The sequence below is a fragment of the Glycomyces luteolus genome (assembly GCF_027622875.1).
GTDB lineage: Bacteria > Actinomycetota > Actinomycetes > Mycobacteriales > Micromonosporaceae > Glycomyces > Glycomyces luteolus.
The window spans coordinates 63,200-83,097 of the sequence record NZ_JAPZVP010000006.1; the positions used below are offsets into that span (position 1 = coordinate 63,200).

General features: G+C 68.8%; 21 protein-coding genes and 1 pseudogene. 5 read left to right on the plus strand and 17 right to left on the minus strand.

Annotated features, from left to right (window positions below):
• Window positions 1-236: pseudogene (locus O1R50_RS26610) on the plus strand (helix-turn-helix domain-containing protein); the annotation flags it as partial.
• A 16-nt stretch (window positions 237-252) separates the two neighbouring features.
• Window positions 253-969 (plus strand): hypothetical protein, encoded by a 717-nt coding sequence (locus O1R50_RS26325; RefSeq protein ID WP_408612653.1) that lies wholly within the window; start codon window positions 253-255, stop codon window positions 967-969.
• A gap of 204 nt (window positions 970-1,173) precedes the next feature.
• On the opposite strand, the gene O1R50_RS09135 is transcribed toward O1R50_RS26325, so the two are convergent.
• The 15 genes from O1R50_RS09135 to O1R50_RS09205 form a co-directional block, all read right to left on the minus strand.
• Entirely contained in the window at window positions 1,174-2,274 is a 1,101-nt protein-coding gene (locus O1R50_RS09135; RefSeq protein WP_270109668.1) for a hypothetical protein, read from the minus strand.
• 190 nt (window positions 2,275-2,464) lie between these two features.
• The gene (locus O1R50_RS09140; RefSeq protein ID WP_270109669.1) at window positions 2,465-4,174 is read right to left on the minus strand and encodes a hypothetical protein; all 1,710 of its coding nucleotides are present in this window, start codon (window positions 4,172-4,174) and stop codon (window positions 2,465-2,467) included.
• Window positions 4,171-5,289, minus strand: coding sequence for an AAA family ATPase (locus O1R50_RS09145; RefSeq protein WP_270109670.1), 1,119 nt, complete (start codon window positions 5,287-5,289; stop codon window positions 4,171-4,173). Before O1R50_RS09145 ends, O1R50_RS09140 begins: the two co-directional genes overlap by 4 nt.
• A gap of 262 nt (window positions 5,290-5,551) precedes the next feature.
• On the minus strand, window positions 5,552-6,505 hold the full coding sequence (locus O1R50_RS09150) for a hypothetical protein (protein WP_270109671.1): 954 nt from the start codon (window positions 6,503-6,505) through the stop codon (window positions 5,552-5,554).
• A gap of 5 nt (window positions 6,506-6,510) precedes the next feature.
• A complete protein-coding gene (locus O1R50_RS09155) occupies window positions 6,511-7,017 on the minus strand; it encodes a hypothetical protein (protein WP_270109672.1) in 507 nt (168 codons plus the stop codon).
• On the minus strand, window positions 7,018-7,494 hold the full coding sequence (locus tag O1R50_RS09160) for a hypothetical protein (protein WP_270109674.1): 477 nt from the start codon (window positions 7,492-7,494) through the stop codon (window positions 7,018-7,020).
• Window position 7,495: 1 nt separating this feature from the next.
• Window positions 7,496-8,545 carry a hypothetical protein gene (locus O1R50_RS09165; protein WP_270109675.1) on the minus strand — a complete coding sequence of 350 codons (1,050 nt, stop codon included), beginning with the start codon at window positions 8,543-8,545 and terminating at the stop codon, window positions 7,496-7,498.
• Window positions 8,546-8,635: 90 nt separating this feature from the next.
• The gene (locus O1R50_RS09170; RefSeq protein ID WP_270109676.1) at window positions 8,636-9,118 is read right to left on the minus strand and encodes a hypothetical protein; all 483 of its coding nucleotides are present in this window, start codon (window positions 9,116-9,118) and stop codon (window positions 8,636-8,638) included.
• Window positions 9,119-9,172: 54 nt separating this feature from the next.
• The gene (locus O1R50_RS09175) at window positions 9,173-10,033 is read right to left on the minus strand and encodes a hypothetical protein (RefSeq protein ID WP_270109677.1); all 861 of its coding nucleotides are present in this window, start codon (window positions 10,031-10,033) and stop codon (window positions 9,173-9,175) included.
• Window positions 10,034-10,122: 89 nt separating this feature from the next.
• Window positions 10,123-10,725: a hypothetical protein gene (locus O1R50_RS09180; RefSeq protein ID WP_270109678.1), complete on the minus strand. Its 603-nt coding sequence runs from the start codon at window positions 10,723-10,725 to the stop codon at window positions 10,123-10,125.
• Window positions 10,726-10,768: 43 nt separating this feature from the next.
• On the minus strand, window positions 10,769-11,152 hold the full coding sequence (locus O1R50_RS09185; protein ID WP_270109679.1) for a hypothetical protein: 384 nt from the start codon (window positions 11,150-11,152) through the stop codon (window positions 10,769-10,771).
• A gap of 75 nt (window positions 11,153-11,227) precedes the next feature.
• Window positions 11,228-11,650, minus strand: a complete 423-nt coding sequence (locus O1R50_RS09190) for a hypothetical protein (protein WP_270109680.1) — start codon at window positions 11,648-11,650, stop codon at window positions 11,228-11,230.
• A gap of 84 nt (window positions 11,651-11,734) precedes the next feature.
• Entirely contained in the window at window positions 11,735-12,319 is a 585-nt protein-coding gene (locus tag O1R50_RS09195; RefSeq protein WP_270109681.1) for a hypothetical protein, read from the minus strand.
• A gap of 81 nt (window positions 12,320-12,400) precedes the next feature.
• Entirely contained in the window at window positions 12,401-12,805 is a 405-nt protein-coding gene (locus tag O1R50_RS09200; RefSeq protein WP_270109682.1) for a hypothetical protein, read from the minus strand.
• A gap of 125 nt (window positions 12,806-12,930) precedes the next feature.
• The gene (locus O1R50_RS09205) at window positions 12,931-13,332 is read right to left on the minus strand and encodes a hypothetical protein (RefSeq protein WP_270109684.1); all 402 of its coding nucleotides are present in this window, start codon (window positions 13,330-13,332) and stop codon (window positions 12,931-12,933) included.
• 410 nt (window positions 13,333-13,742) lie between these two features.
• Here O1R50_RS09205 and O1R50_RS09210 point away from each other — a divergent pair, with 410 nt between their 5' ends.
• The 3 genes from O1R50_RS09210 (at window position 13,743) to O1R50_RS09220 (ending at window position 16,484) form a co-directional block, all read left to right on the plus strand.
• Window positions 13,743-14,120 (plus strand): effector-associated constant component EACC1, encoded by a 378-nt coding sequence (locus O1R50_RS09210; protein ID WP_270109685.1) that lies wholly within the window; start codon window positions 13,743-13,745, stop codon window positions 14,118-14,120.
• Window positions 14,117-14,806: a caspase family protein gene (locus O1R50_RS09215; protein ID WP_270109686.1), complete on the plus strand. Its 690-nt coding sequence runs from the start codon at window positions 14,117-14,119 to the stop codon at window positions 14,804-14,806. The genes O1R50_RS09210 and O1R50_RS09215 overlap by 4 nt, the downstream gene beginning before the upstream one ends.
• A gap of 112 nt (window positions 14,807-14,918) precedes the next feature.
• Window positions 14,919-16,484: a hypothetical protein gene (locus tag O1R50_RS09220; protein ID WP_270109687.1), complete on the plus strand. Its 1,566-nt coding sequence runs from the start codon at window positions 14,919-14,921 to the stop codon at window positions 16,482-16,484.
• Between the two features lie 285 nt (window positions 16,485-16,769).
• Here O1R50_RS09220 and O1R50_RS09225 read toward each other — a convergent pair whose 3' ends face one another.
• Both O1R50_RS09225 and O1R50_RS09230 read right to left on the minus strand, forming a co-directional pair.
• Window positions 16,770-17,612 (minus strand): replication-relaxation family protein, encoded by an 843-nt coding sequence (locus O1R50_RS09225; protein ID WP_270109688.1) that lies wholly within the window; start codon window positions 17,610-17,612, stop codon window positions 16,770-16,772.
• The gene (locus O1R50_RS09230; RefSeq protein ID WP_270109689.1) at window positions 17,609-19,843 is read right to left on the minus strand and encodes a type IV secretory system conjugative DNA transfer family protein; all 2,235 of its coding nucleotides are present in this window, start codon (window positions 19,841-19,843) and stop codon (window positions 17,609-17,611) included. The genes O1R50_RS09225 and O1R50_RS09230 overlap by 4 nt, the downstream gene beginning before the upstream one ends.
• Between the last annotated feature and the right edge of the window lie 55 nt (window positions 19,844-19,898).

Below are 19,898 nucleotides of genomic sequence, written 5' to 3' on the forward strand. Positions count from 1 at the left end.
GCGGGGGGGCCCCGGCCCCCCCCCCCCCCCCCCGGCGCCCCCCCCCCCGGGGGGGGGCGCCCCCCCCCCCCCCCCCCCCCCCTTCCCTGCCGTCGCGGTACTTGCGCGAGGACGAGCGGATCGCCATCGCCGACCTGCGGCGTGAGGGCGCCGCGATCCGCGCCATCGCCCAGGAACTGGGGCGGTCCCCCTCGAGGAACCGAAGTAGACCCAGCCGTCCAGTACGGCGATGCCGGTGATGCTCGCCGCTCCGTGGCCCGAGCCGTCGTAGCGGATCCAGCCGAAGCCGGCCGGCGGTCGTTTGGGCTTGCGCTGCTGCCGGGAGCGGAGGTCTTTGGCCGCGCGTTTGAGGGCGGCTTCGAGGCTGGCTCCGGCTTGCGAGGCGGCAATGAGCCCTTGCCCGAGGTCGGGGTAGGGGCGGGCCTGATAGACCCCCGGCTCCTGTTCCCAGATTCCGATGGCCGCCTGGAATCCGTTGCGCAGACACAACGCCAGCGCGTCTTGCAATGCGCTAGTGACCTGCTCGTGCCGGTCACCGATGACGGCGTCGAGGAGGCCCACCATGGCCGCGGCGACCGCATTCTCCTCGTTGCCCGAGTTCTCAACGTGGATGGTCGACTCGATGGGGCCTTCCGGATGGGCGGTGGTGGCGTGGGTCGTGCCGTCGGTGAAGACGGCGTCGACCATGATTCGGCGCTCCTCGTCCCGCACTGTGATCGCCAGTCCTACGAGATCGGCGACGTCCACCGTGACCGCCCCGGTACGGATCCGGTCGATGAGCTGCGCAAAGTCGGCTTCGATATCGCCGCTCTCGGATTCGGCAAGGGCCTCAAGTACTTCGCCGAGGAAGCGGACTTCGAGGTGGCCCTCGTCTGTTCCCGGCTTGCGGTGCAGGTAGAGCCCGCGGATCTGGTCATAGTCGGCCTCGCGGACGAGCGCTGCGAGCTCCGTCCACGTCGAAGCCAGTGATTCATGGAAGGGGGGTTGGGGCTGATGCTGGTAGCGCATCATCGGAACTCCTTGATGTCGGGCTGCTGCAGGTAGGAAGCAGCCATTATGGAAATAAAGGCGTTGAAACTGCTGGAAACCTGCCGCAATTCGCCTGTCCGGCTTCGCGTCGGAGCGGAAAGCGAGCCGGTGCCGGGCCAGTTGGCCCGGCACCGGTTGCGGCGGTCAGACGTGGCAGTCGATGGCCACGACCAGGACGGCTGGGTCGAGCTGGTCGAGGTACTGGTTGACTTGGACCTGGTAGGCGTCTCGCTCACCTGGACCGTCGGTTGAGTGGCCGAACCAGCCCATCTCCCCGGGGGCGAGCCATTCCTTCTCGAGGGTGACCAGCGCGTAGCCGGGGACGGCGGCGCTGCGGGCCGCAGAGGCGTACTCGTCATCACCTGCGAGGAACTCCTCGATCGGGCACGGGTCGAACCAGCCGGTCAGCCCGGATTCGTTCGCCGCCGCGATCGCCGGTTGGCCGTTGTACTCGGTGCGAGCTTCGTCGATGGTGGCGACGCCGACGTGGACGAGACCCGCGAAGTGGGCCCAGCCCTTGGCGGGCGGGCAGGCAGCCTGGATGGCCGCCCACCGCTGGTAGCGTTTCCGGGCGGCTTCCTCGCCTCGATCGCGCATCACGGCGAGGTCGAGCCCGCCGATCGGTCCCCCGTCACAGCGCAGCAACCCGTCGCCGATAGCGGTGCCCTCTTCCTTGTGGTCAGACCGCCCCCAGATCAGGCCGGCTGCGGGACCGCGGGCGATGAAGTAGCCGGACCAGCGTCCGCCGATCACCCACCAGTCCCACCGGCCCTCGGGATTCGCGGTCGAGTATTGAAAGGCCGTGCCGGTCTCGGCGTCGTAGAAGAGGGCTCCTTTCCCGGCGAGGTCGAGTTCGGAGGTCCCGTCGTAGGGATGGAAGCGGTCGTTGTAGACCCGGACGACCTGCTCCCAGTTCGGGCGGGAACCGAGTTCGGCGGCCCAGGCGGCGTCTCTGGCGGTGTCGCTCTGCGCGGGGTCCGTCTTCGGGTCGTGTGCGGTGATCGCGAGCGCGTCGAGCGGATTCTGTGTGCGGATGCGCTCGGCCCTGCCTTGGTGATGGCGTTCCGCGGCGGCTCGGACGTGCTGGACCCACCAGAACGATTCGGGCCCGCCGTCGATGAAGGCGCGGTATTCGGGGACCGCGCGGTTTTCGTTCCACCGCTCGAGGACTTCGCTGAGCTGAAATTCGAGATCGGGTAGGTCGGTGTCTGCGGGAAGGCAGACGAGGACGGGGAAGTGCGTCACCGCTGCCCCCTCTCAAGGACGGCGTTCATGCCGCCGCGAGTGGGCGTGATGGCCCGGTAGGGCCGGTAGGATTCGGTGTTCACCTGGATCCTTCCTTTCTTGGGTTGGCCTGGTGGCGGCGCGGCCGGTGTGAAGTGGAATTCGGTTCCGGCCGCGCCTTTGTTCATGGAATGCGTTGCAGCCCAGACGGTCAGGGCGTCTGTGCGGCTGCGTGGAGCGCGTCGGTCACGGCGTCGGCGATGACGTCGATAGCCTCGGCGGGCTGGTCGATGCCGACGAACTCGGCGTCGGCGAGGTGGGTGCTGCGGTCGGGCCCGAGCTGGAGGATCGCGCACCCAGATTCGGTCAGCGTCTTGCACTGGGCCGCAACGAGTTTCACCTGGTCCTGAGCGAGGTCGCCGTCGGTGATAAGGACCAGAAAGCGGGCGTTCCCGTCCTCGCTGTCGAGGTCGAGCGACTCGATCAGTGCGGCGATGGCGACGTCGGCGTGGTCCGTGGCGTACTCGAGGACCGGCAGCGGAACTTGCTGCGGGACTTCTCCGACGGCGAGCATTGCTCGGGCTCGCTCCCCGAAGGTGGTCGCGGCTGCCGATCCGCCCGAGGCGTCGGTGGCGTGGGCGAAGATCCACGCGCAGGCCCCGGCCGGGTCGAACCAGTCGCCCATGGAACCGGAGACGTCGACGGCGATGCCGACCCTCGCCTGCGGGTCAGGCGGGGTCTGCTTCGTCCGCTGCTGCCAGGGCTGGGCGGTGACCAAGGCCCCGGATGTCTGCTGGGCCTTGGCATTGAGTGCCCCGCGCATGCGCAGACGACCCGGCGGGACCTGCGAGGGCGTCTTGGTGTGGGTGCGCGGCCGCTGCGCGGCCTTGCGGATCGTCGCGGCCAGCTGTCGGGCAGCGGCCCTCTCGTCGTCGGTGGCGTCCCGCGAGGCCCTCGGGGAGGTGAACTTGTCCCAGAGCTTGCGGCCGGCCTCGGCCGTTGAGGAACCACCGGGAACGCCGCCGCTGCCGCTGATGTCCCATCCCGCCGAGGCGTCCGGATCGGCGGCTGTGGGCGTGTCGGCGGCGGCGTCGGCGAGGGCTTCGGCAGCTGCCTCGGTGGCCTGGTCGAGCGTTCCGGCCGCGGCCGCTGCAGCAGCGACCTCTTTGGCCTGCTGGGAGATCAGCAGCCGGCACCAAGCCACGGCCAGGTCCCGCATCCGGTCGCCGTCGTGATTGGCGGTGGCGATGGCGTCACGCCAGATCGTTTCGAGCTTGCCGAGCAGGTCCGCGCCGCAGACCGCGGTGATCGCCGTGCGGGCTGCGCCGATACCGGCATCGGTCGCGTCCAGGACGCCGGCGTCGACCCGGCCGAGGCACCGGCACGCGGCGTCGGCGGCGTACCACAGGCCCAGGAGCGGGTACAGCGCTGCGCTGACACCACCCGATCCGGTTCCGAGGTCGAGGTCGGCTGATGCCGATCGCAGCCACTGCCGGTCGCCGGGCCGGTACTTGAGGTGGGCGGCTTCGATACGGACCTCTTCGAGGAGCATCGCGGCCCGACCGACCAAGGCCGGCCAGGATTCGTCCACAATCCACCGGGTGTTGCGGACGTGGGCTGCTTCGTGGGCGAGGACCCCGATCGCGGTCGGGTACCAGAAGTGATCAAACGTGTCGGTGACGTCGATGTCGGCCGGGTCCATGCCCGGGAAGCACCGGTCAGCGTCGAGTTCGACGATGCCCAGGTCCCTCAGGAAGCATCCGGGGGCGCCGTGGGCGGCTCCCGGAGAGGCGGTCACGGTGATCCGGGCGCCGCCGGTCATGGTCGCCAGCAGGGCGGTCAGGCCCTGCGAGACGTCCTGCCAGTCCGGGTGGCACGGCGTCGGCACGGTCTTGGTGCGGTTGTGCGGTGACGGTTTCATGTGGTCGGTCCTCCTTGCGGTTGGGTTTGCGGATTCGGCTGCGCGGGAGCGGTCTGCGCGGCGCTCGGTGCGGCTGGGCTGGGCTGCGGGGCCCTTACGGTCTTGATCTGCGCGCCCAGGCGCAGCGGGGTGCGCTGGCCGCCGCCGGCTTCCTTGTTGATGACCTGGGCGACCAGCGCCCGGTCGTCCTCGGGTGCGGTGGACAGCAGGTTCATGAGCGCGAAGTCGCGCCCCATGGCTGCCTCGGTGTCGCGGAAGGCGATGAGCTCCCGCATCTGGGGAGCCCGCGAGAGCTTCCCTTCGCCCCGCTTCTTGTTCAGCGCCTTCGCGATGCGGACGGCCGCCGTCGGCACCCCGAGCTGCTTCGCCAGGTCGTAGTCGGTTTCGACCTCGACGTGGACGCTGAACCTGCTAGCGAGCGCTTCGGTCAGGACTGCGCCGTGGACGCCGGGGTTGTGCCCTGCCAGCACATAGAAGCCGGGGGCGGCCTTGACGACCTCGGCTTTGTGGGCCTTGATGGTGATCTCGCCGCGGCCGTCCATAGCCGGATACAGCGTGGCGAGCACCGGCGGGGGGATGAGCGTGGCGTCGTCGATGAACAGGGCCCGGCCCTCGCGCATCGCGACCACCATGGGCCCGTATACGAACACGAAGTTCCCGCCCGGCTCCTGGGTGTACTCGCCGACGAAGTCTGACACGCAGGTGTCGCCGTCGCCGGCGATGGTGACCAGGTCCGGGTGCGCGGCCTCGGCCAGCGCGGTCTTGCCAGTTCCGGGTGGGCCCTGCAGCAGCACTGGGGCGCCAACCTCCCGGAGTTTGCGCAGGACCTCGACGTCGGGCTCCCCGTTGAGCTCCCGAGGGTGGTAGAGGCTCCCGCTCGGCCGCTGGACCGGTGCGACCCGCGTCATGGCCGGGGCCGGAGTCGGGGCGGTTGAGGGCGCCGGTGTGGCCTGAACCGCCGCAGAGGTGGTTCCGGCGAGTGCGAACTCCTGCGGTGAAGTGGGCAGCATTTGCACCTTGCCCTCGTCACACAGGTCCCGCAGGACGTGCCGCACGGCGCCTTCGGAAGTCTTGCTGATGGCGGTGACCTGCTCGTGGACGGCTTTTGCCGTCATAGGTTGAGCGTTCTGGGTGAGAACGTCCAGGATGTCCTGGGGCAGTTTTCCTGACGGTCTAATTGGAGACATGCCGCTACCTTTCTTTTGCGTGGCATGGAAATGGGGAGAGAGCGAACCCGCTTTGGTTTGCGGGAACGCGAATGAGGCCCGAGGCGGCATCGCCTCGGGCCATCGGGAAGAAGACTCAGAAGATCGGGCCCGGTCAGGGTGCGATCCACGCTGGAGTCTCGTTGGTGGCGTTGGCGACGGCTCGCGGGGTTCAGGCCGAGAGGCTCGTCAGCGCCCTGGTCAGTGCACGGAGCGCGTTGACGAACGGCCGATTGCTTGGCGCCAGTTCGTGCCAGGGGCAGGTCTCTTCGACCGGCTCGGACTCCTCAAGCGGCCAAGCGACCAGGTGCAGCCGCGTGCCGACGACCGCGTTGGCGACGATCATGGGCGCGGGCCCGGTCCGGTCGATGTTGACCAGTCCGCTGCCCACGAAGCCGTTCGCGTTCTGCCCCCCTGGTGCCGTTGCGAGCTCAGCGGCCGCGCGTTCCGTGGCTGAGTCGATATCACCCGTCGCCGCCAAGTGGCGGTCGAGGACATCCGTGGCCTGCTGCAGAGTCGTGGCCGAGAAGTCGCCCCCCTGCTGCCAGATACCGAAGGCGGCGTGGCCGTCTCCGGCACCGTCGCCGCCGCGTATGGACCCGATCATGGCGGCGACTGCGGCGCGGCAGGCCCGGTCCGACTCACGGACTGCGGCATCGAGCACCGCGTCGAGGCCGGCAACGACATGGTCGCTGCTCAGCAGCGCGGTGCCGTCAGGGATTCGAGCGAAGGCTGGCGGGAGCTGGCCCTTGGCGGTGCACCAGTGGACGGTGCCGTCGACCCCGACGGCGACCAGGCGGACACACCGTTCGCCTCCGTCGCTGAAACGCATCGAGATCGCAACCCCCCAGAGGAACTCGGTCTCCAGCAGGTCCTCACCCGATCGCATCCGTCGCCCGGCTCGGCGGAGTGCCTGCCTGAATGCGGCCCGACCGGTGTGGTGCTGGACTGCGGTGCGGTACTCCTGCTCCACGGCTACCCCGAGCGCATCGATTGGTGTGGCTTCCAGCGCATCGCCGTAGTGGTACAGCCCCATCACGGTGTCCCCGGGGGCCTGGACCAGGTCATTGAGGACGGCCGCGAGCGTGGCATCGAACGAGTTCTCGCCGTCGCCGTCGATGATCACGATGGTCATCGCACACCTCCCGTGCTCACCGATGCCAGGAGCCGGGCGGTTGCTGCTCCGGTGCGAGCCCACCACCACTGGTTCGGCCACCACCTCCCGGCTGCGGAGGGTTCGACGACGGCCGCGAGCGGGCTGGGAACGTCCAGGCGCCACCCGAGCCGGTATTGGACGTCGGCATCTAGGGCCGCCACGGCGCGGTGGCTCCAGGATCCGGCGCCGCTCCAGGTCCACGGCACGCCGCGTTGCTGGACGACCGCGAGTCCGAGCAGGTCTTCGGACCAGGCTCCGTAGCAGTGGCGGGGCATCGTGTCCGCGACGCGTTCGATGGCTGTCGGCAGCGAGCACAAGCGGTGTTCGCTCCAGATTCGGTCGGCCAGTTTCGACACGGTGCCGATCTGGAAGCCATCAGGGCGTTGCCGGAGCGTCAGCACGCCGAGTCGATAGTGGAACCGAGCTGGGCCGGCGTGGTCCAGGAGCGCCGTGAGCAATTGCTGGTGCAGATCGGCTTTCATCTAAGACACCGCCTTCGGGGCGAGGGCCGACAAGAGGGCGGCGAGCCCGGTCGTCGTCCCGGTTCCGGCATCGGCCTGGGCTTGGATGCGCCAGGTCGGGGCGGCGGCGCCGGCGGTCCAGCGGACGGTGTGCACCTTGGTGTCGACGACCAGGGTCGCGAAGGCGATCAGGTTTGCGTCTGGTCCCGGCACCGTGGACAACAGCCCGGTGCCGATGAGGCCGGGCACGCTGGCCGGGCGTACGGCGGAGTACTCGGTGGCGATCACCTTGATCGACGCGGCGAAGTTGTACCCGGCGCCCAGTCGGGCGGCGAGGCACGCGGTGGGACCGGCGAGCCAGTGCAAGGACAGGTCTCCCTGGTGGCGGAGGCCGATGATGCCGCTGTGCGGCAACGCGATGCACTCGGCGAGCGCATCCCGGAGCAGGCGGTTGACCGTGGAGTGCTGGGGGTCGTCGAGGTTGGCGGTCGTGTTCACGTCAGGCCCTCTCTTCCTGCTCGGCGCGACCGGCTATGGCCCCGGGCAGGTGCGCCGGGATCAGCGGGGCTCCCGCGTGCAGGTCGGCGGCCGGGACGCCGTGGGCGATGAGGTCGCACAGCCAGCCGATCAGGGGGCTGCCGCCGATATCGACGGCGTGCTCGAGGACGGCGGTGGCGTAGGCGAGGTCGCCGGTGCGCCAGGCGGCGAGCGCGACCAGTGCGGTCGTGGTGCCGTAGGCGTCGCCGGTGGCCGCTGCTGCCAGGTGCTGCCAGAGGTCGGCTCTGGCCGCGGTGGTGGTGTCGGCAGTCCAGATCGCGTCGATCGCGGCCGCGAGCAGGTCCGAATTCTCTTCGAGCGCCATGCCGAGTGCGACGGTGTGCCGCAGGCCCGGGAGCTCCGGTTCGGTCAGGGCCCGCTGGAGGGCGGCGGCGTTGTCAGCGGCTTGCACGGCAGCGTCGATGCCGTTGCGCGCCTGCCGGATTGAGTCGCGGGCGCGTTCGGCGGCGGCGAACCTCTCTGGGTCGGGTTGGCGTCGCAGGGTCTGGAGCGTGCGGCTCTGCTCGCGTCCGGCCCGACAGGCCAGCAGCCACATCCGTGCGGCCACCGGGTCGAGTTCGGGGACCGGCTGGAAGTCGAGTTCGGTGAGCGCCGGCGCCTGGTTCCGGTCGACCGCCGCCCAGCGGCGCCCGTAGTCGGTAACCGCGACAGTGGGACTTCCGTAGCCGTACCAGGCGTGGTCTGCTGCGGTGGCCAGGTGCGCGAGCGGTCCGGCGAGTGCTACCGGATTCTGGGTGAAGGCCATCAGCCATACGCTGTGGCACCGGGTTTGGGTGAAGGTGTGGAAGAAGCGGTCGGCGGCCGCATCGTCTCGCAGGTCGGCCAGGGGCCAGGTGATGATGGCACCGGTCGCGGTGCCGGTGGTGCCGATGCCGACCAGTTCCTCGCTGGGGGTGCGGCCGACCCAGAGGGGGGTCATGGCGGCGACCACTGCGGGGTCGAGCAGTTCGATGTCGCCGCATCCGGCGTGTACGTACGATTGCAGGAACACTGCGTTTCCTTTCGCTGGGATTTCCGTGGTGGAGGTGCGGGCCAAGGGAGGTCCAATTCGCTTGGCCCGCACCGTCTTCGACGTATGCAGTTATTCGGTGCCGGTTGGGTTCGTCGCCATCGAAGCGACGCTCTTCGGCGGTGTCGAGTGCGCCGCTTCGGGTGTGCAGGTGCAGCCGTTGTGGAACTCGAGGCGGACATGACGGTCAGTGGCAAGGCCGATCGCGTCAGGATCGAGCCAGCACCAGGTCGCGCCGTTCGGGGCGCAACCGATGAGGTCGGCCGGGCCGATCCCGGGCGCGGGCTGATTGGCCCGGACGGTGCCCGAGGCGAGCACGATGCTCAGGAATCCGGCGTCCTTCGCGTGGATATCGACCTCGCCGAGGTGCTCGGGCAGGTCTCCGATGGCGATGGCGGCGACGAGCACGCCGGTGCGGCCGACCGGGATGCGCGGCAGAATGAGCCGGCGCTCGGTCTGTGCGTCGTGCAGGGCGACCATGCCGGGCGGGTCGGCGTGGCCGTCGGCTTCGGGCCAGCGCAGGACGCCGTCGCCGAAGTGACAGATGGTGGACATGGGTAATTCCCTTTCTGGTGGTTGGGTAGCGCTGAGGCCGTTTGAACCGGGCGTTCAGGCGGTGGCGCTGTCGTCGGCTTCGGCGCGTTCTTCGCGGTAGACGGCGCGGCCGTCGGCGGCGATCTGGTCGAAGTCGAGCTGTCGGGCATCGGTCCAGTGGCCGAGGTTGCAGTAGAAGTCGCGCAGGACTTCGGCGCAGGTCTCGGTGTCGGCATGCGCGAGCGGTCCGCTCTGGCCGGTGCGTGCGGCGAACGCGTCGAGGGTGTCCTCGACCAGGAGCGCCCGCTGCTCGTTGGCTTCGGCGGGGTCGTCGCTGATGCGGCCCTCGCGCCCGCCGAGCCGGAGCCGACAGGCGCTGCACGGCTCGTGCCAGCGCTTGGGTTGCTGCCGTCGTTGGCCGCAGTCGGGACAGGCGACCTCGATCTCCTCGCGGCGGTTCCAGGTCTCCCGTTCCTCGACTTCGATCTCGCGGCCATGCAGTCGCACCGCGTCGCTGATGATCTCGTCGACGTACGCGCCAGCGCCTTCGCTGCAGTGGAGAAGGTCGGTCAGCGCTCGGACGATGCGGTCGCGTTCGGCGTCGCGAGGCGCGACCGGTTGCTCGTCGGCGCTGAGCGACAGGAGCCGGGCGGCATGCCCGGCCCGTGCGGCGTTGCGTTCGCCGAAGGTGCGGGACTCGTCGGCGCTCGCGCGGTCGAAGTCGCGCAGCGCGGTGCGGTGGGCGCGGAGATCCTGGCCGGCTTCGAGCTGGGATTCGAGGTCTGCAATGCGTGATCGCAGCGCCGCGGTCTCGCGCTCGAGGTGGCCCTCCCACGCGCAGGTTTCGCAGTCGTCGTAGCCGGGAAGGGGTGCCTCGCCGCTGGTGCACTCGGTGTTGGCGCAGGCGCACTCTGGCGGTTGGTCGTTGTCGTTCATGTTCTCTCCGTTCGGTTGTGAACGTGGATCGGTCGGAAGCGGCGGCATCGGCGCTTCCTCGGTGTGCCGGAGCTGGCGGCTCCGGCGGGTCAGATCGCTCGCGGCGTGCCTGTGCTGGAGGCGAGGAAGAGGCCGGCGCAGTGCTGAGCGAGGACGGCTAGGGCCGCAGGCGAATGGAGGTCGGGGGCGGTGAGAATCAGCTGCTGGTCCTCGGCACCGATCTCGAGGCACTCCCCGGTCTCGCACTGGAGGGAGAAACCGCAGGCCTGCAGCCCTCGTTGGAGCGTGCGCATCCATGTCCGCGCGGGATCGGGCCGCTTGGCTTGCCGCCGGTCCCTGCCGGGCACGGTCGGGCGGGTCTGGCTGCGGTCGAAGACCGGGAAGGATCCGCGTTCGCGGCGGGGCTCGCTGAAGATGTAGACCCGATTGGCGTTCTTGACCGGGACGCGGCCCAGGCGGGCCCATCCCTCCCTGGTGCCGAGTTCGGTGATAGCGAACCCGCGGAGTCGCTTCTGGAGCTGCTGCTCTTGGAGTTGCAGGACGCATTGGCTGCGCAGTGTCCATCGGGCGATGCTCGCGTCGCGCAGTGCCATTTCGGTGGCAAGGGCGCCGGCTTCGGGCAGCGCGAGGACACGGTCGGCGGCTTCGAGCAGGTCTTGGTGTCGGGTTCGAGCCTGATTGCGGCGGTTCAAGGGTGACTCCTTTCAATTGCGCGGAATGGGGAATTGCTTTCGGTCAGCGCTGCTCATCAGTTCGCCGGTCCGGTTCGGATTCGGATGCGGCCGTGCCGATGAGGTCGAGCAAGGTGGTCGAGATCGCCACGAGGTCGCCTTCGTCTACGGCGGCTCCGAGCAGAACGACCTGGTAGGTCTGGGCGAGGTACTCGGGCGGTTCGTTACTGTGTCGAGCACGGCGAGCATCGTTGAGCTGTCTTGCGAGGCTGTTGATGACGCGGCGTGCGCCGTCGAGGTCTCGCGCGACTGGTGTGGTGATCGGCCACGGGTGTCGTTGCGCGCGGCGCCTGTCGGCCTCCACGAGGAGTCCGCGAGCAGCGAACCCGGCGACGGTCCCGAGCAGAGCCCCCAATAGGAGGCCGAAGATCGATGGGTCAAGAGGCATGCGTTGGCCTGCTTTCGAGTCGGTGGAACGGAATGCAGGGGCCGCGCCGAAGCGCGGCCCCTGCATGGATTGCTCTCAGCTGACGCCGTCGAGGAAGAGGCGCGCTTCGAGCAGGAGGTCGATGAGGACGTTCCGGGCGTTGTGGCGGTCGCCCAGCGCCTGGAGCGCGTTGGTGCCGAGGAGCCGGCCGTGGGAGGGGTGGAGGTAGCCGTGGACGGCGAGCATGGCCTCGGCGTCTTCGAGGTGGATCTGGTACTCGTCGTTGACGGCACCGAAGCGCTCCACGCTGGCGCGGCAGATGCCGATCGATTCGGCCGCAGCGCGGTCGGCCTCGCGAAGGCGCGCAGCGGCCTCGGTGAGCTGGCCGATGCGATCGTCATCGAGGGCCGTGAGGCGGTCCAGGAGCGGGGTCCAGTCGCTCCCGCAGAAGTTCACCGCCAACATTCCCGCGTGCTGCCACGCTCGCTGATCGGTGCTGTTGTCCGTGTTGATGTTCATGGTCGCTTTCCTTTCAATGAAGCGGTTACGGCAAACGGCGCACCAGGAGGTGCGCCGTTGAAGGTCGTTGAGCAGATTCGGGATTCAGTGCGAGCCGGGCCCGGCGTGGGCGCGGGGCGGTTCCGTGTGGGCCGGGTCGGCCTCGGGGAGGACGGGCGGCCAACCGGTAGCTGCGGCGCGGTAGCGCTCCAGGGGCTCGAGAACGGCCTGCTGGTCCCACCACAGCGGGTCGCCGACGTCGAAGCGGAGGCGGGTTTCGCTGCCGCTGTCGTGGCGCTCGTACGTGAAGGCGGTGCCGCGGTCCGCCGCGATCTGGATGCACATCGTGTGCTGCCCGGTGGCCGCCGTCGTTCGGGTGACCAATCCGATTCCGGCCAGGTACCAGGGCTCGCCCATGACGATGTCGCGCATGAGCGCGGTGAAGTCGCTGGCGGCCTTGGGCCAGTCGGTGGGCAGGGCTCGCTGCTCGGGGTCGAGGTCAGCATGGCCGAGGTGGGCTTGGAGGGCGGCGGTGGCGGTGGGGAGGAGGGAGGTTGAGATCTGGCCGGCTCCGTCTTCCCAGCAGGCGATGATCCCGGGAACGCGGGTCCTGGTGTCGTCGGCAGCCAGGCGGTCCTGTGCGGGGCCAGTCCAGATACGCAGTGCGGTGCACAGGTTGTCGGTGATCATGTCGGATTCCTCTTTTCTAGGTTTGTGCTGCGGGCATGAGAAAAGGGGCGCAGCCAGTGGCTGCGCCCCTCGTGGGTTGGGTTAGTCGGTGGGATATTCGGGCTGGTCGAAGACCTCCTGGTTGATCGGGTCGGTGTCGCCGATGGTCAAGCGGTACCGTTTGCCGTCCTCGCCCTGCCCTTCGAAGCTGCCGGAGAAGCGGCGGAAGCGGCGGTTGTCCTCGTCGGTGAACAGCGAAGCGAACCACGCGAAGTCCCGCAGGACGAGATACATCACCGAGGGCTTGCACCCGAACTCGCCGGGTTCGACTGCGACGACCAGTCGGCGGTCACGTGAGAGCACCGGGACGATGACCGGGTCGAGGATCCTTCTAGGGTTCGGAGCGACGTCTCCGAAGTCTTCGCGGCCCTGCAACCCCAGCCAGGTAGCCGTGTTCATGGGCGGGTCGAGTTCGATCCGGCCTCGATAGGTGGCTTCGTATCCCATGGTCGTTTCCTTTCGTTCCTGCCTGTGCTTCTGGCCCCGCTGCGGGGCACGGAAATGGGGCGGTGCCGTTGGCACCGCCCTGCGCTGGTGATGACGGCAGCGGGCATCGGGTCCGCTGCCGGGTGCTACTTGCCGGAGGCCGGCTCGGACGACTGCTTCGGCGAGTGCCGGGGCCTGCGGCCGTTGCCGGTGAAGGTCCGCTTCAGCCACCGCCAGGCACGCAGCGGCCGCGGCCAGGAGCGCCGGTCGTGCGGGCGGAGCCGGCAGCCGCGGCACTGGCATTCGAGGGCGTGGAGCGCGAACAGGGTGAACGCCTGCTCCCGGTCGCAGGTGTCGACCGTCAGCTGCTTGTGCTGATCGAGGACGACGATCGCGACGACGCCGAGGCGCGCGATGCTGAGGCTCTTGATGGTGGCGGTGATGCGGTAAGGCGAGCGGATCTTCCAGTGCGAGCGCACCCCGGCCGGGAGGGTGAACACGGGGCGCACTTTGCACCGGTCTCCTGCCTTCCAATCGCGGTAGGGCATTTCGAATTCCTTGTTCGTCGAGTCGTGCGAAGGCACGACGAAGGCCCGCGCGCCGTGTGGCGTGCGGGTGCGAGAACGTGTTGTGCGGGCAGTGCCTGTGAGGCGCTGCGGTTGTGGGTTGAGTCCGGTGGCGGTGGTCCTCGGGGACCGTCGGTTCCGACCAGGTGACTGGTGGGAGGTCCGGCGGCAATACCGGGGCTGGCAGGCGCTACCTGCGGCTCAGGAGTATGCGGTTGTGAAGAAGTAATGCTCTATATAGGCAGGGTGCGCGGCATTTTCCGCGCTGGGTGCGCGAGGGTGCGCGCACCCTCCGCGATCGCGAACAGAGCGCTGTATGCGGCACGGTGGCACCACGGGCCGGGGGAACTCTCATAAAATGCGAAAGCCCCTATGGAGAGCGAGACCCGCAGATGACGATTGACCTGACCATCGAGCCCGACTCGACCCGATACAGCGCCGATCACCCTGGCTGGTCCAGTCACACCGCCGTGCTGTTCAGCGGCCTTCAATCCGAGGTCGGCGGCCTGCACCGTTCTGGTGCGCCAACGACAGGGCACCGTGGAGCGGCCGAGGCCATCATCCTCGCCCTCGGATCCTCCGGCGCAATCACCGCTGCCGTGGCTTGTTTCCAAGCGTGGCTGAAGGCCGACAAGACCCGGTCGGTGACCCTGACATGGACCGATGAGCACGGATCCGAGCAGCGGATCACCGTCGCCGGCGAGCACCTGGACCAGCAGTCCTTCCAGGTCCTGGTCGAATCCATCGGGCGGCGGTTGGAGCAGCAGTGACAAGCCCGTCGTACCGGTATCGGGCGCTCCTGATTGCCAATGCGCGCTTTCCCGAAGCCGACCCCCAGGAGCTTCCCGAGCTTCACGGACCACCACGGGACGTAACCGCCGTCGCCGAGGTTCTGACTGATGCCAACGTCGGCCTCTTCGACGCAGCGGACGTCATGCGCTTGGAGGATCAGCCGCACTGGGAGATCAACAAACAGGTGCAGCGGTTCTTCAGCGCGTCGGCACCCGATGACGTGCTGCTGATGTACTTCAGCGGCCACGGCCGGCTCGACGCGCTCGGCAAGCTGTACCTTTGTACGCAGAACACACAGCCTGACCTGCTGTGGGCGACCGGGATTGCATTCGACTCGATCGACTCGCTCATCACGACTTCGCCGGCGAAACGGGTCGTCATCGTGCTCGACTGCTGCCATAGCGGCACCTTCCGCGGTGGCGGCGGGGAATCCATGACCGGCCGCGGCCACTACCTCATCACCAGTACCCGTGAGGTGCAACTTGCCGCAGATGAAGACGGCCAGGGGCAGCCCAGCCCGTTCACGAGGCAATTCGTCGCCGCGATCCGCGAACCAGGCGCTCCTGGACCGCTGTCAGTGCCTGAGTTGTACCGCAGGATCTCTGCTGGGTTCGAACAACGCGGTGGCCCAGCACCCACAGCTCCGGTTCTCCGGCGAGGGTGAGTTCCCCATCGCTCGGACCAGCCCGGCCCCGTCACTCGCCCCGCTGACAAAGCACCACGCCCCTGGCAAAACCCGAGCCACGGGGGATGGCGGCACTCTCGACGCGCAGGCCATGCACCTGCATGACCTGCTTGGCGAGGCATCTCAACTACTGCAGCAGGTCACCGACGCCGAAGGCTATGAGCGGCTGCTGCTGCAACTGGTGCGCGTCATGACGGCAGTCAACCCGGTGGCCGCCATAAAGTACGTGCAAGACTGGGGGCCTTGGGACCGGCCGCTGGAGCTGCTGTGCGCGGCTCTCGCCGAGGAATTGGTCCGCTCGGATCTCGACCTCGCTGAAAAGTTCGCCTGGTCCTTGATCGATCGGCAACACCACCTCAGGCAAGGGGCACTGACCACCACGGCCGCGGCACTCGCGGAGAGCGCGCCAGACCGCGCGATCGCGCTGGCCCGTGCAGTGTTCGCGCCCAAAGATCGAATAGCGGCGTTCATCGCCATTGAGCGGGCAATTGCCGTGTCTCAACCGCGGCTGGCTCGCCTGTTGCTCGCCGATGCCGAAGCGCTACTCCCTCAAGTCGAGTTGACCGAGCGGTGGGAGGCACTGATAGCGGTGGCGGAGCGGCATGTCGACAGCGATGTCGCTCGCGCTGCGGCGCTTCTTTCCGAGGCGGAGCGGCTGGCTTGGGCAGACTGGGGCCGCCGGTCCACGGTTGATGCTCTAAGCCGTGTAGCGGCCGCCTTTGCGGCATTTGATGATCGCGCTGAATCGCTCACTGCCAGCGTTCTCGACCTCGGAGCCAATGCGCATCAGAGCCTCGGCCAGGTGGTGGCTGCCCTTGCTCGGGTCGATGTCCTCAGGGCCGAGCGTCTCGCCTACGTCATCGCCGATCGCGAAGGCCGGCGTGACCCTGGCACCGTCGTCGCCTTGGTCAGCGAGCTGACGCCGACGGCGCCTGACTTGGCACTACGGCTGGTGCAGGGAATTTCCAACGTGGACTTGGAACGTGATGCAGCGTTGGGGGATCTGGTGACGTTCTGGGCGCCGCGCGACCAGAACCGGGCCGAGCGCGCTGCCCATCTCGTTGCGGATGAAGCGGATCGCGCAGCCGCGCTCTTCGAGGTGGCCGCCGCATTCGCATCGGTTGACCTAGCGCGGGCCCGGCACCTCGCTGCCGAAGCCGGCAAGCTCTCCCCAGAGGGGGCGGAACCGGAAGAGCTTCTCGCCAATGCGGCGATCGCGGCGTCGCTAGCCGCCGCCGACTCCGAGGCGGCCATGCCTTACGCGAAGAGGGGGCTCCACCTCTACCAGAACAGTAATCGGACGTTGAGGCCGGATTTGGTCACCGCTCTCGCACAGTCCTTCCTGCCGCTCGACCCCGACCGCGGCGACGAACTGCTGAACGATGCCGAATCATTCACCCAAGCGCTGATTTCCCACTCAGAGGCACGCGAGGACGATGGTGAAATGGTGACCAGGCTGAGAAGCATCCATCAGTCTGAGCTGGTAGAGGGCATCCGCGCCCTTGCCATGGTGTCACCTGAACGTGCAGAAACGTGCGCACGTCGGATCCCGGAGTCGCTTCCCTTGACCAGAGCCAGGGCGTTCGTCACCGTCGCAGCAGCGTATGCCGGTCAGACTCGCCTCTGTACCTCCGGGTCCAGCCTCCGGCATCGGTAGCGGGCAGCGCGACCGGATACGACCCAGGTTTCGAAGCGCGGGAACGGGGGTGGGGGCCGGACGATGCAAGGCTGGGGTATCGGATGACGGAGCTGGGAATCCGAACTCGGGGACGGGGCCCTGCGGGAATATGACTATATATTCGGAGTTCGCTTTGGGGTTCGTCGTGCGCGGTGAGCTGGGCGTATGCGGGGTGCGCGGCACTGATCGTGTGGATGGGGCTGTGGATGCCCGATTGGATGGGTCAGCTTGGATGGTGCAGCTTGGATGATGCTGTGGTGGCCCTCAGCGGGCAAGGGACTCCAGACTCGTGGCTTGTTCGGAGCCGAGGAGTTGCCATCGGTGATCGGTGAGGACACCGGTGTCGACGGATCGCACGTCGGGGTCGGCGGGCAGCGGTTCGGTGATGGCCGCGGCGACGGTGAGGTCACCGGTGGGTGGGCAGACGCGGCGGAGCCCGTTGAGCCGACGCGGGCCGTTGAGCCCGAACAGAAGGATGCGGTCGCCGAGCGCGCCAGCGAGGCGGCCGGTCCGGTAGTGGGTGATCTTCTCGGCGAGTATTGCAAGAGGTTCGGTGCCGCGGTCGTGCTCGTACCACAGCCGCAGCTTGCGGCCATCGTCCCACGTGAGTTCCCCGGCAGCATCGGGTCGGGCGTGGATGATCTCGGCGCTGGCTGCAGCTTCGGGAAGCCATTCACTGACACGGGCACGTCCTGTGGCACGTGCGGCGAGGTGTAGTTGAGCGAAGAACGCGTTGACAGCTTCGCGGTGAGGCCGGTGCGCGGAATGGAAGACCTGCTGGGCGGTCCAGGCTGCCGCGGCGCGGGTGGGCGGGGTGGTGCCAGCTCGCAGGGCGCAGATGGCGGCACCGCCCCAGTCGAGGGTGTAGCGGTAGGCGCGGGAGCCGGTGACACGGCTGCGGGTGAGCAGCCCGAGGTCGCACAGCTCGTTGAGGCGGATGGCGGCAAGGCGCCTACGGGTGAAGAACACCGCGGCGACGATGCTGGTGGTGGCGATACGGTGCTGGGCGAAGAACTCGAGCACGGCGTAGTCGCGGGCGGTGAGCCGCCTGGCGAGGCCGGCGAGGGCCTCGGCATCGGTGCGGGAGCGGCGGACAGCATTCATCATGGCTCCCAGGTGAAGGCGCGGTGCCGCGCGGCTCCGGCGCGGATGGTCTCGGCTTCGCCGACCGCCTCGGGCGGCGGCAGCGTCTGGAGCGTGAAAGCCGGCAGCGGGGCGCCGGCGGCGATGGTGCGGCAGGCCGCAGTGTAGGCGCCCAGGTGGACCAGGTCATGGTCATCCAGGTGCGGGAGGGTATGCGCGGCAAGGACTTTCGCATCCCTGGGCGAGGTCGAGAAGATGATCTTGGTGCGGGCGTTCGCATCGAGGGTCTCGGCGAGTTCCTTGGGGAGCTGCCCGAGGTGCTGGTGGGCGAACACGAAGGAGAGTTTCAGCTTCCTGGCCTCGGCGAACATGTCGGAGAGGATCTGGGGGAACTGGAGCCAGTTGTGGCCCTCGTCCGCGTACAGCACGCAGTCCTTGCGATCTTCCATCCGCTGGGATTGGCGCGGCAGGACAGCTTGCCACACCTGGGCGGCGATGTTGGAGCCGAGGAATTTGGACGCGTCGTTGCCCAATTCGCCCTTGGGGAGCCGGGCGAGGATGATCCCGCCGTTGTCCAGGGCGCGAGGCAGGTTGATGCAGTATTCCTCGAGCGGGTCGCCGATGGTGTCGCGGATGAACTTCCGGGACAGAAGGGTGCGCAGGCGCGAGAGCACCGGCCCGGATGCCTGGGTCTGCACGCCGATGGGCAAGGCATCGAACCAGTTCCAGAAGCCGCGCAGGACGGTGTCGTCCTTGATGTTGGTGACCAGGGGCGCGCGTTCAGCCTTGTCGGCGAGGATGATCGGCAGCGCCGAGAGGCCGGCGAGGTCGCGCTGCTGGAGTTGGGCCTGGGTGCGCAGGGCCTGGCGGGCGATGTCGTCGGCCCGGGGCCCCCAGTGGTCGGGCCACAGCTGGCGCCAGATCCCGACGAGGTAGTCGATGGCGATCTCGGCGTCGGGGGCACGCAGCACCGGCGGCAGTCCCGGCGGCGGGGCATCGGAGGCGGGGTCGATGAGGACCACCCGCCCGGCCACGGTGGCAGGGTCAAGCCGGTCGAGGACGTCACGGACCAGGTCACCGTGAGGGTCGAGGACTACCACGGCCCGCTTGTCGCGGATGTCCTGCAAGATCATGTTCACCATGAGCGTGGACTTGCCTGAGCCGGTCGCGCCGATCAGGTGCGCGTGGTAGCGCCCGTCGGCCGCGGCGAGGGCGATCTTGCGGCCAGAGAGGGCGGCGACGCCGAGCGTCTTGGTGCCCCGGCCCCCTGACGGGACTTCGGGCGCGGGTGCGATCGGGCGGGCCCCGGCGCGGGCGAGCGCGGGCATGACAGCGTCGGCCGGCACATGGGCGACAGCAGCGAGCTCGGCGGCCGAGACCAGCACACCCGGCCCGCCACTCCATGCGTTGACCGCCGCGGCGATGCGCGGGGCCTTCCTGCGCCGCCACGCCCCGCCCAGGACCCCGGCCGTTCCGGCAGCGAGGTCACGCGCTGCAGCGACGGCGTGCGGGCGCCCGGCGGTGGTGGCGACGGCGTAGCGGACCCGCATCGACCACAGCGTCCCCGAGGCGAGCCGCTCAGCGACCAGCTTGCGGTGCTGAGCAATCCATGCCGGCTCGGGCATGGGCCGGCCGCTCTTGTGGTGGCCGGCACCGGGGGTGAACAGGTCGAGCACCTCGCCCAGCAGCGACCCGCTGGACTTCGGCCCGGCGGCGGCCTTCGCCGCCAGGCGGACCTGGCGTCTGCTCGGCGGCGCAGCGACCACCTGCATGATGCGGACATCATCGGCGCGGTTCGACGTCCCCGCGGCAACGAGCCCGCGGAGCACTTCCCCGGCCTCGATCCCCGCCACCAGCGGCAGCGCACCGACTCCGCGCTTGGCGAGCGTGAACGTCCCGCCCTCGATGCGGACCCGCTCTCCAACCGGGAGCGGCGGCTGGGCCTCGACGACGGTGCAAACCGCACCGGGCCACGCTGCGTCGACCGCGTGGGTGACCTGGCTGGTCGCCACCGTGCCGGGCACCCAGATGCGCACCGTGAGCCGCTGCCCGACAAAGCAATACTCGAAGATCAAGTGCGGCTGGCCCGACCACCAGCGCCGCCACCGGCCATGCTCGATCGCACTCAGGTGCTTCCACGCCAGGACCGCAGCCTTCGCATCGACCTCAGGCGGCGCCTCGATCCGGACGTAGCGGGCCCCCTCCCGCCAAGCGGCGGCCGAACTCCGGCGGGCACTGGCGCGCAAGATCGCCACCGACAACCCCACAGCCAGGGCGATGACGGTAATCGAGACCAGTAGCACCGGTGAC

What these genes read in the sequence shown, in the direction of transcription:
- O1R50_RS09170 (WP_270109676.1), bottom strand. Translation starts at nt 9,118, where the DNA reads ATGTCCACCATCTGTCACTTCGGCGACGGCGTCCTGCGCTGGCCCGAA.
- O1R50_RS09205 (WP_270109684.1), bottom strand. Translation starts at nt 13,332, where the DNA reads ATGCCCTACCGCGATTGGAAGGCAGGAGACCGGTGCAAAGTGCGCCCC.
- O1R50_RS09185 (WP_270109679.1), bottom strand. Translation starts at nt 11,152, where the DNA reads ATGCCTCTTGACCCATCGATCTTCGGCCTCCTATTGGGGGCTCTGCTC.
- O1R50_RS09220 (WP_270109687.1), top strand. Translation starts at nt 14,919, where the DNA reads ATGCACCTGCATGACCTGCTTGGCGAGGCATCTCAACTACTGCAGCAG.
- O1R50_RS09225 (WP_270109688.1), bottom strand. Translation starts at nt 17,612, where the DNA reads ATGATGAATGCTGTCCGCCGCTCCCGCACCGATGCCGAGGCCCTCGCC.
- O1R50_RS09195 (WP_270109681.1), bottom strand. Translation starts at nt 12,319, where the DNA reads ATGATCACCGACAACCTGTGCACCGCACTGCGTATCTGGACTGGCCCC.
- O1R50_RS09175 (WP_270109677.1), bottom strand. Translation starts at nt 10,033, where the DNA reads ATGAACGACAACGACCAACCGCCAGAGTGCGCCTGCGCCAACACCGAG.
- O1R50_RS09210 (WP_270109685.1), top strand. Translation starts at nt 13,743, where the DNA reads ATGACGATTGACCTGACCATCGAGCCCGACTCGACCCGATACAGCGCC.
- O1R50_RS09190 (WP_270109680.1), bottom strand. Translation starts at nt 11,650, where the DNA reads ATGAACATCAACACGGACAACAGCACCGATCAGCGAGCGTGGCAGCAC.
- O1R50_RS09140 (WP_270109669.1), bottom strand. Translation starts at nt 4,174, where the DNA reads ATGAAACCGTCACCGCACAACCGCACCAAGACCGTGCCGACGCCGTGC.
- O1R50_RS09145 (WP_270109670.1), bottom strand. Translation starts at nt 5,289, where the DNA reads ATGACGGCAAAAGCCGTCCACGAGCAGGTCACCGCCATCAGCAAGACT.
- O1R50_RS09200 (WP_270109682.1), bottom strand. Translation starts at nt 12,805, where the DNA reads ATGGGATACGAAGCCACCTATCGAGGCCGGATCGAACTCGACCCGCCC.
- O1R50_RS09155 (WP_270109672.1), bottom strand. Translation starts at nt 7,017, where the DNA reads ATGAAAGCCGATCTGCACCAGCAATTGCTCACGGCGCTCCTGGACCAC.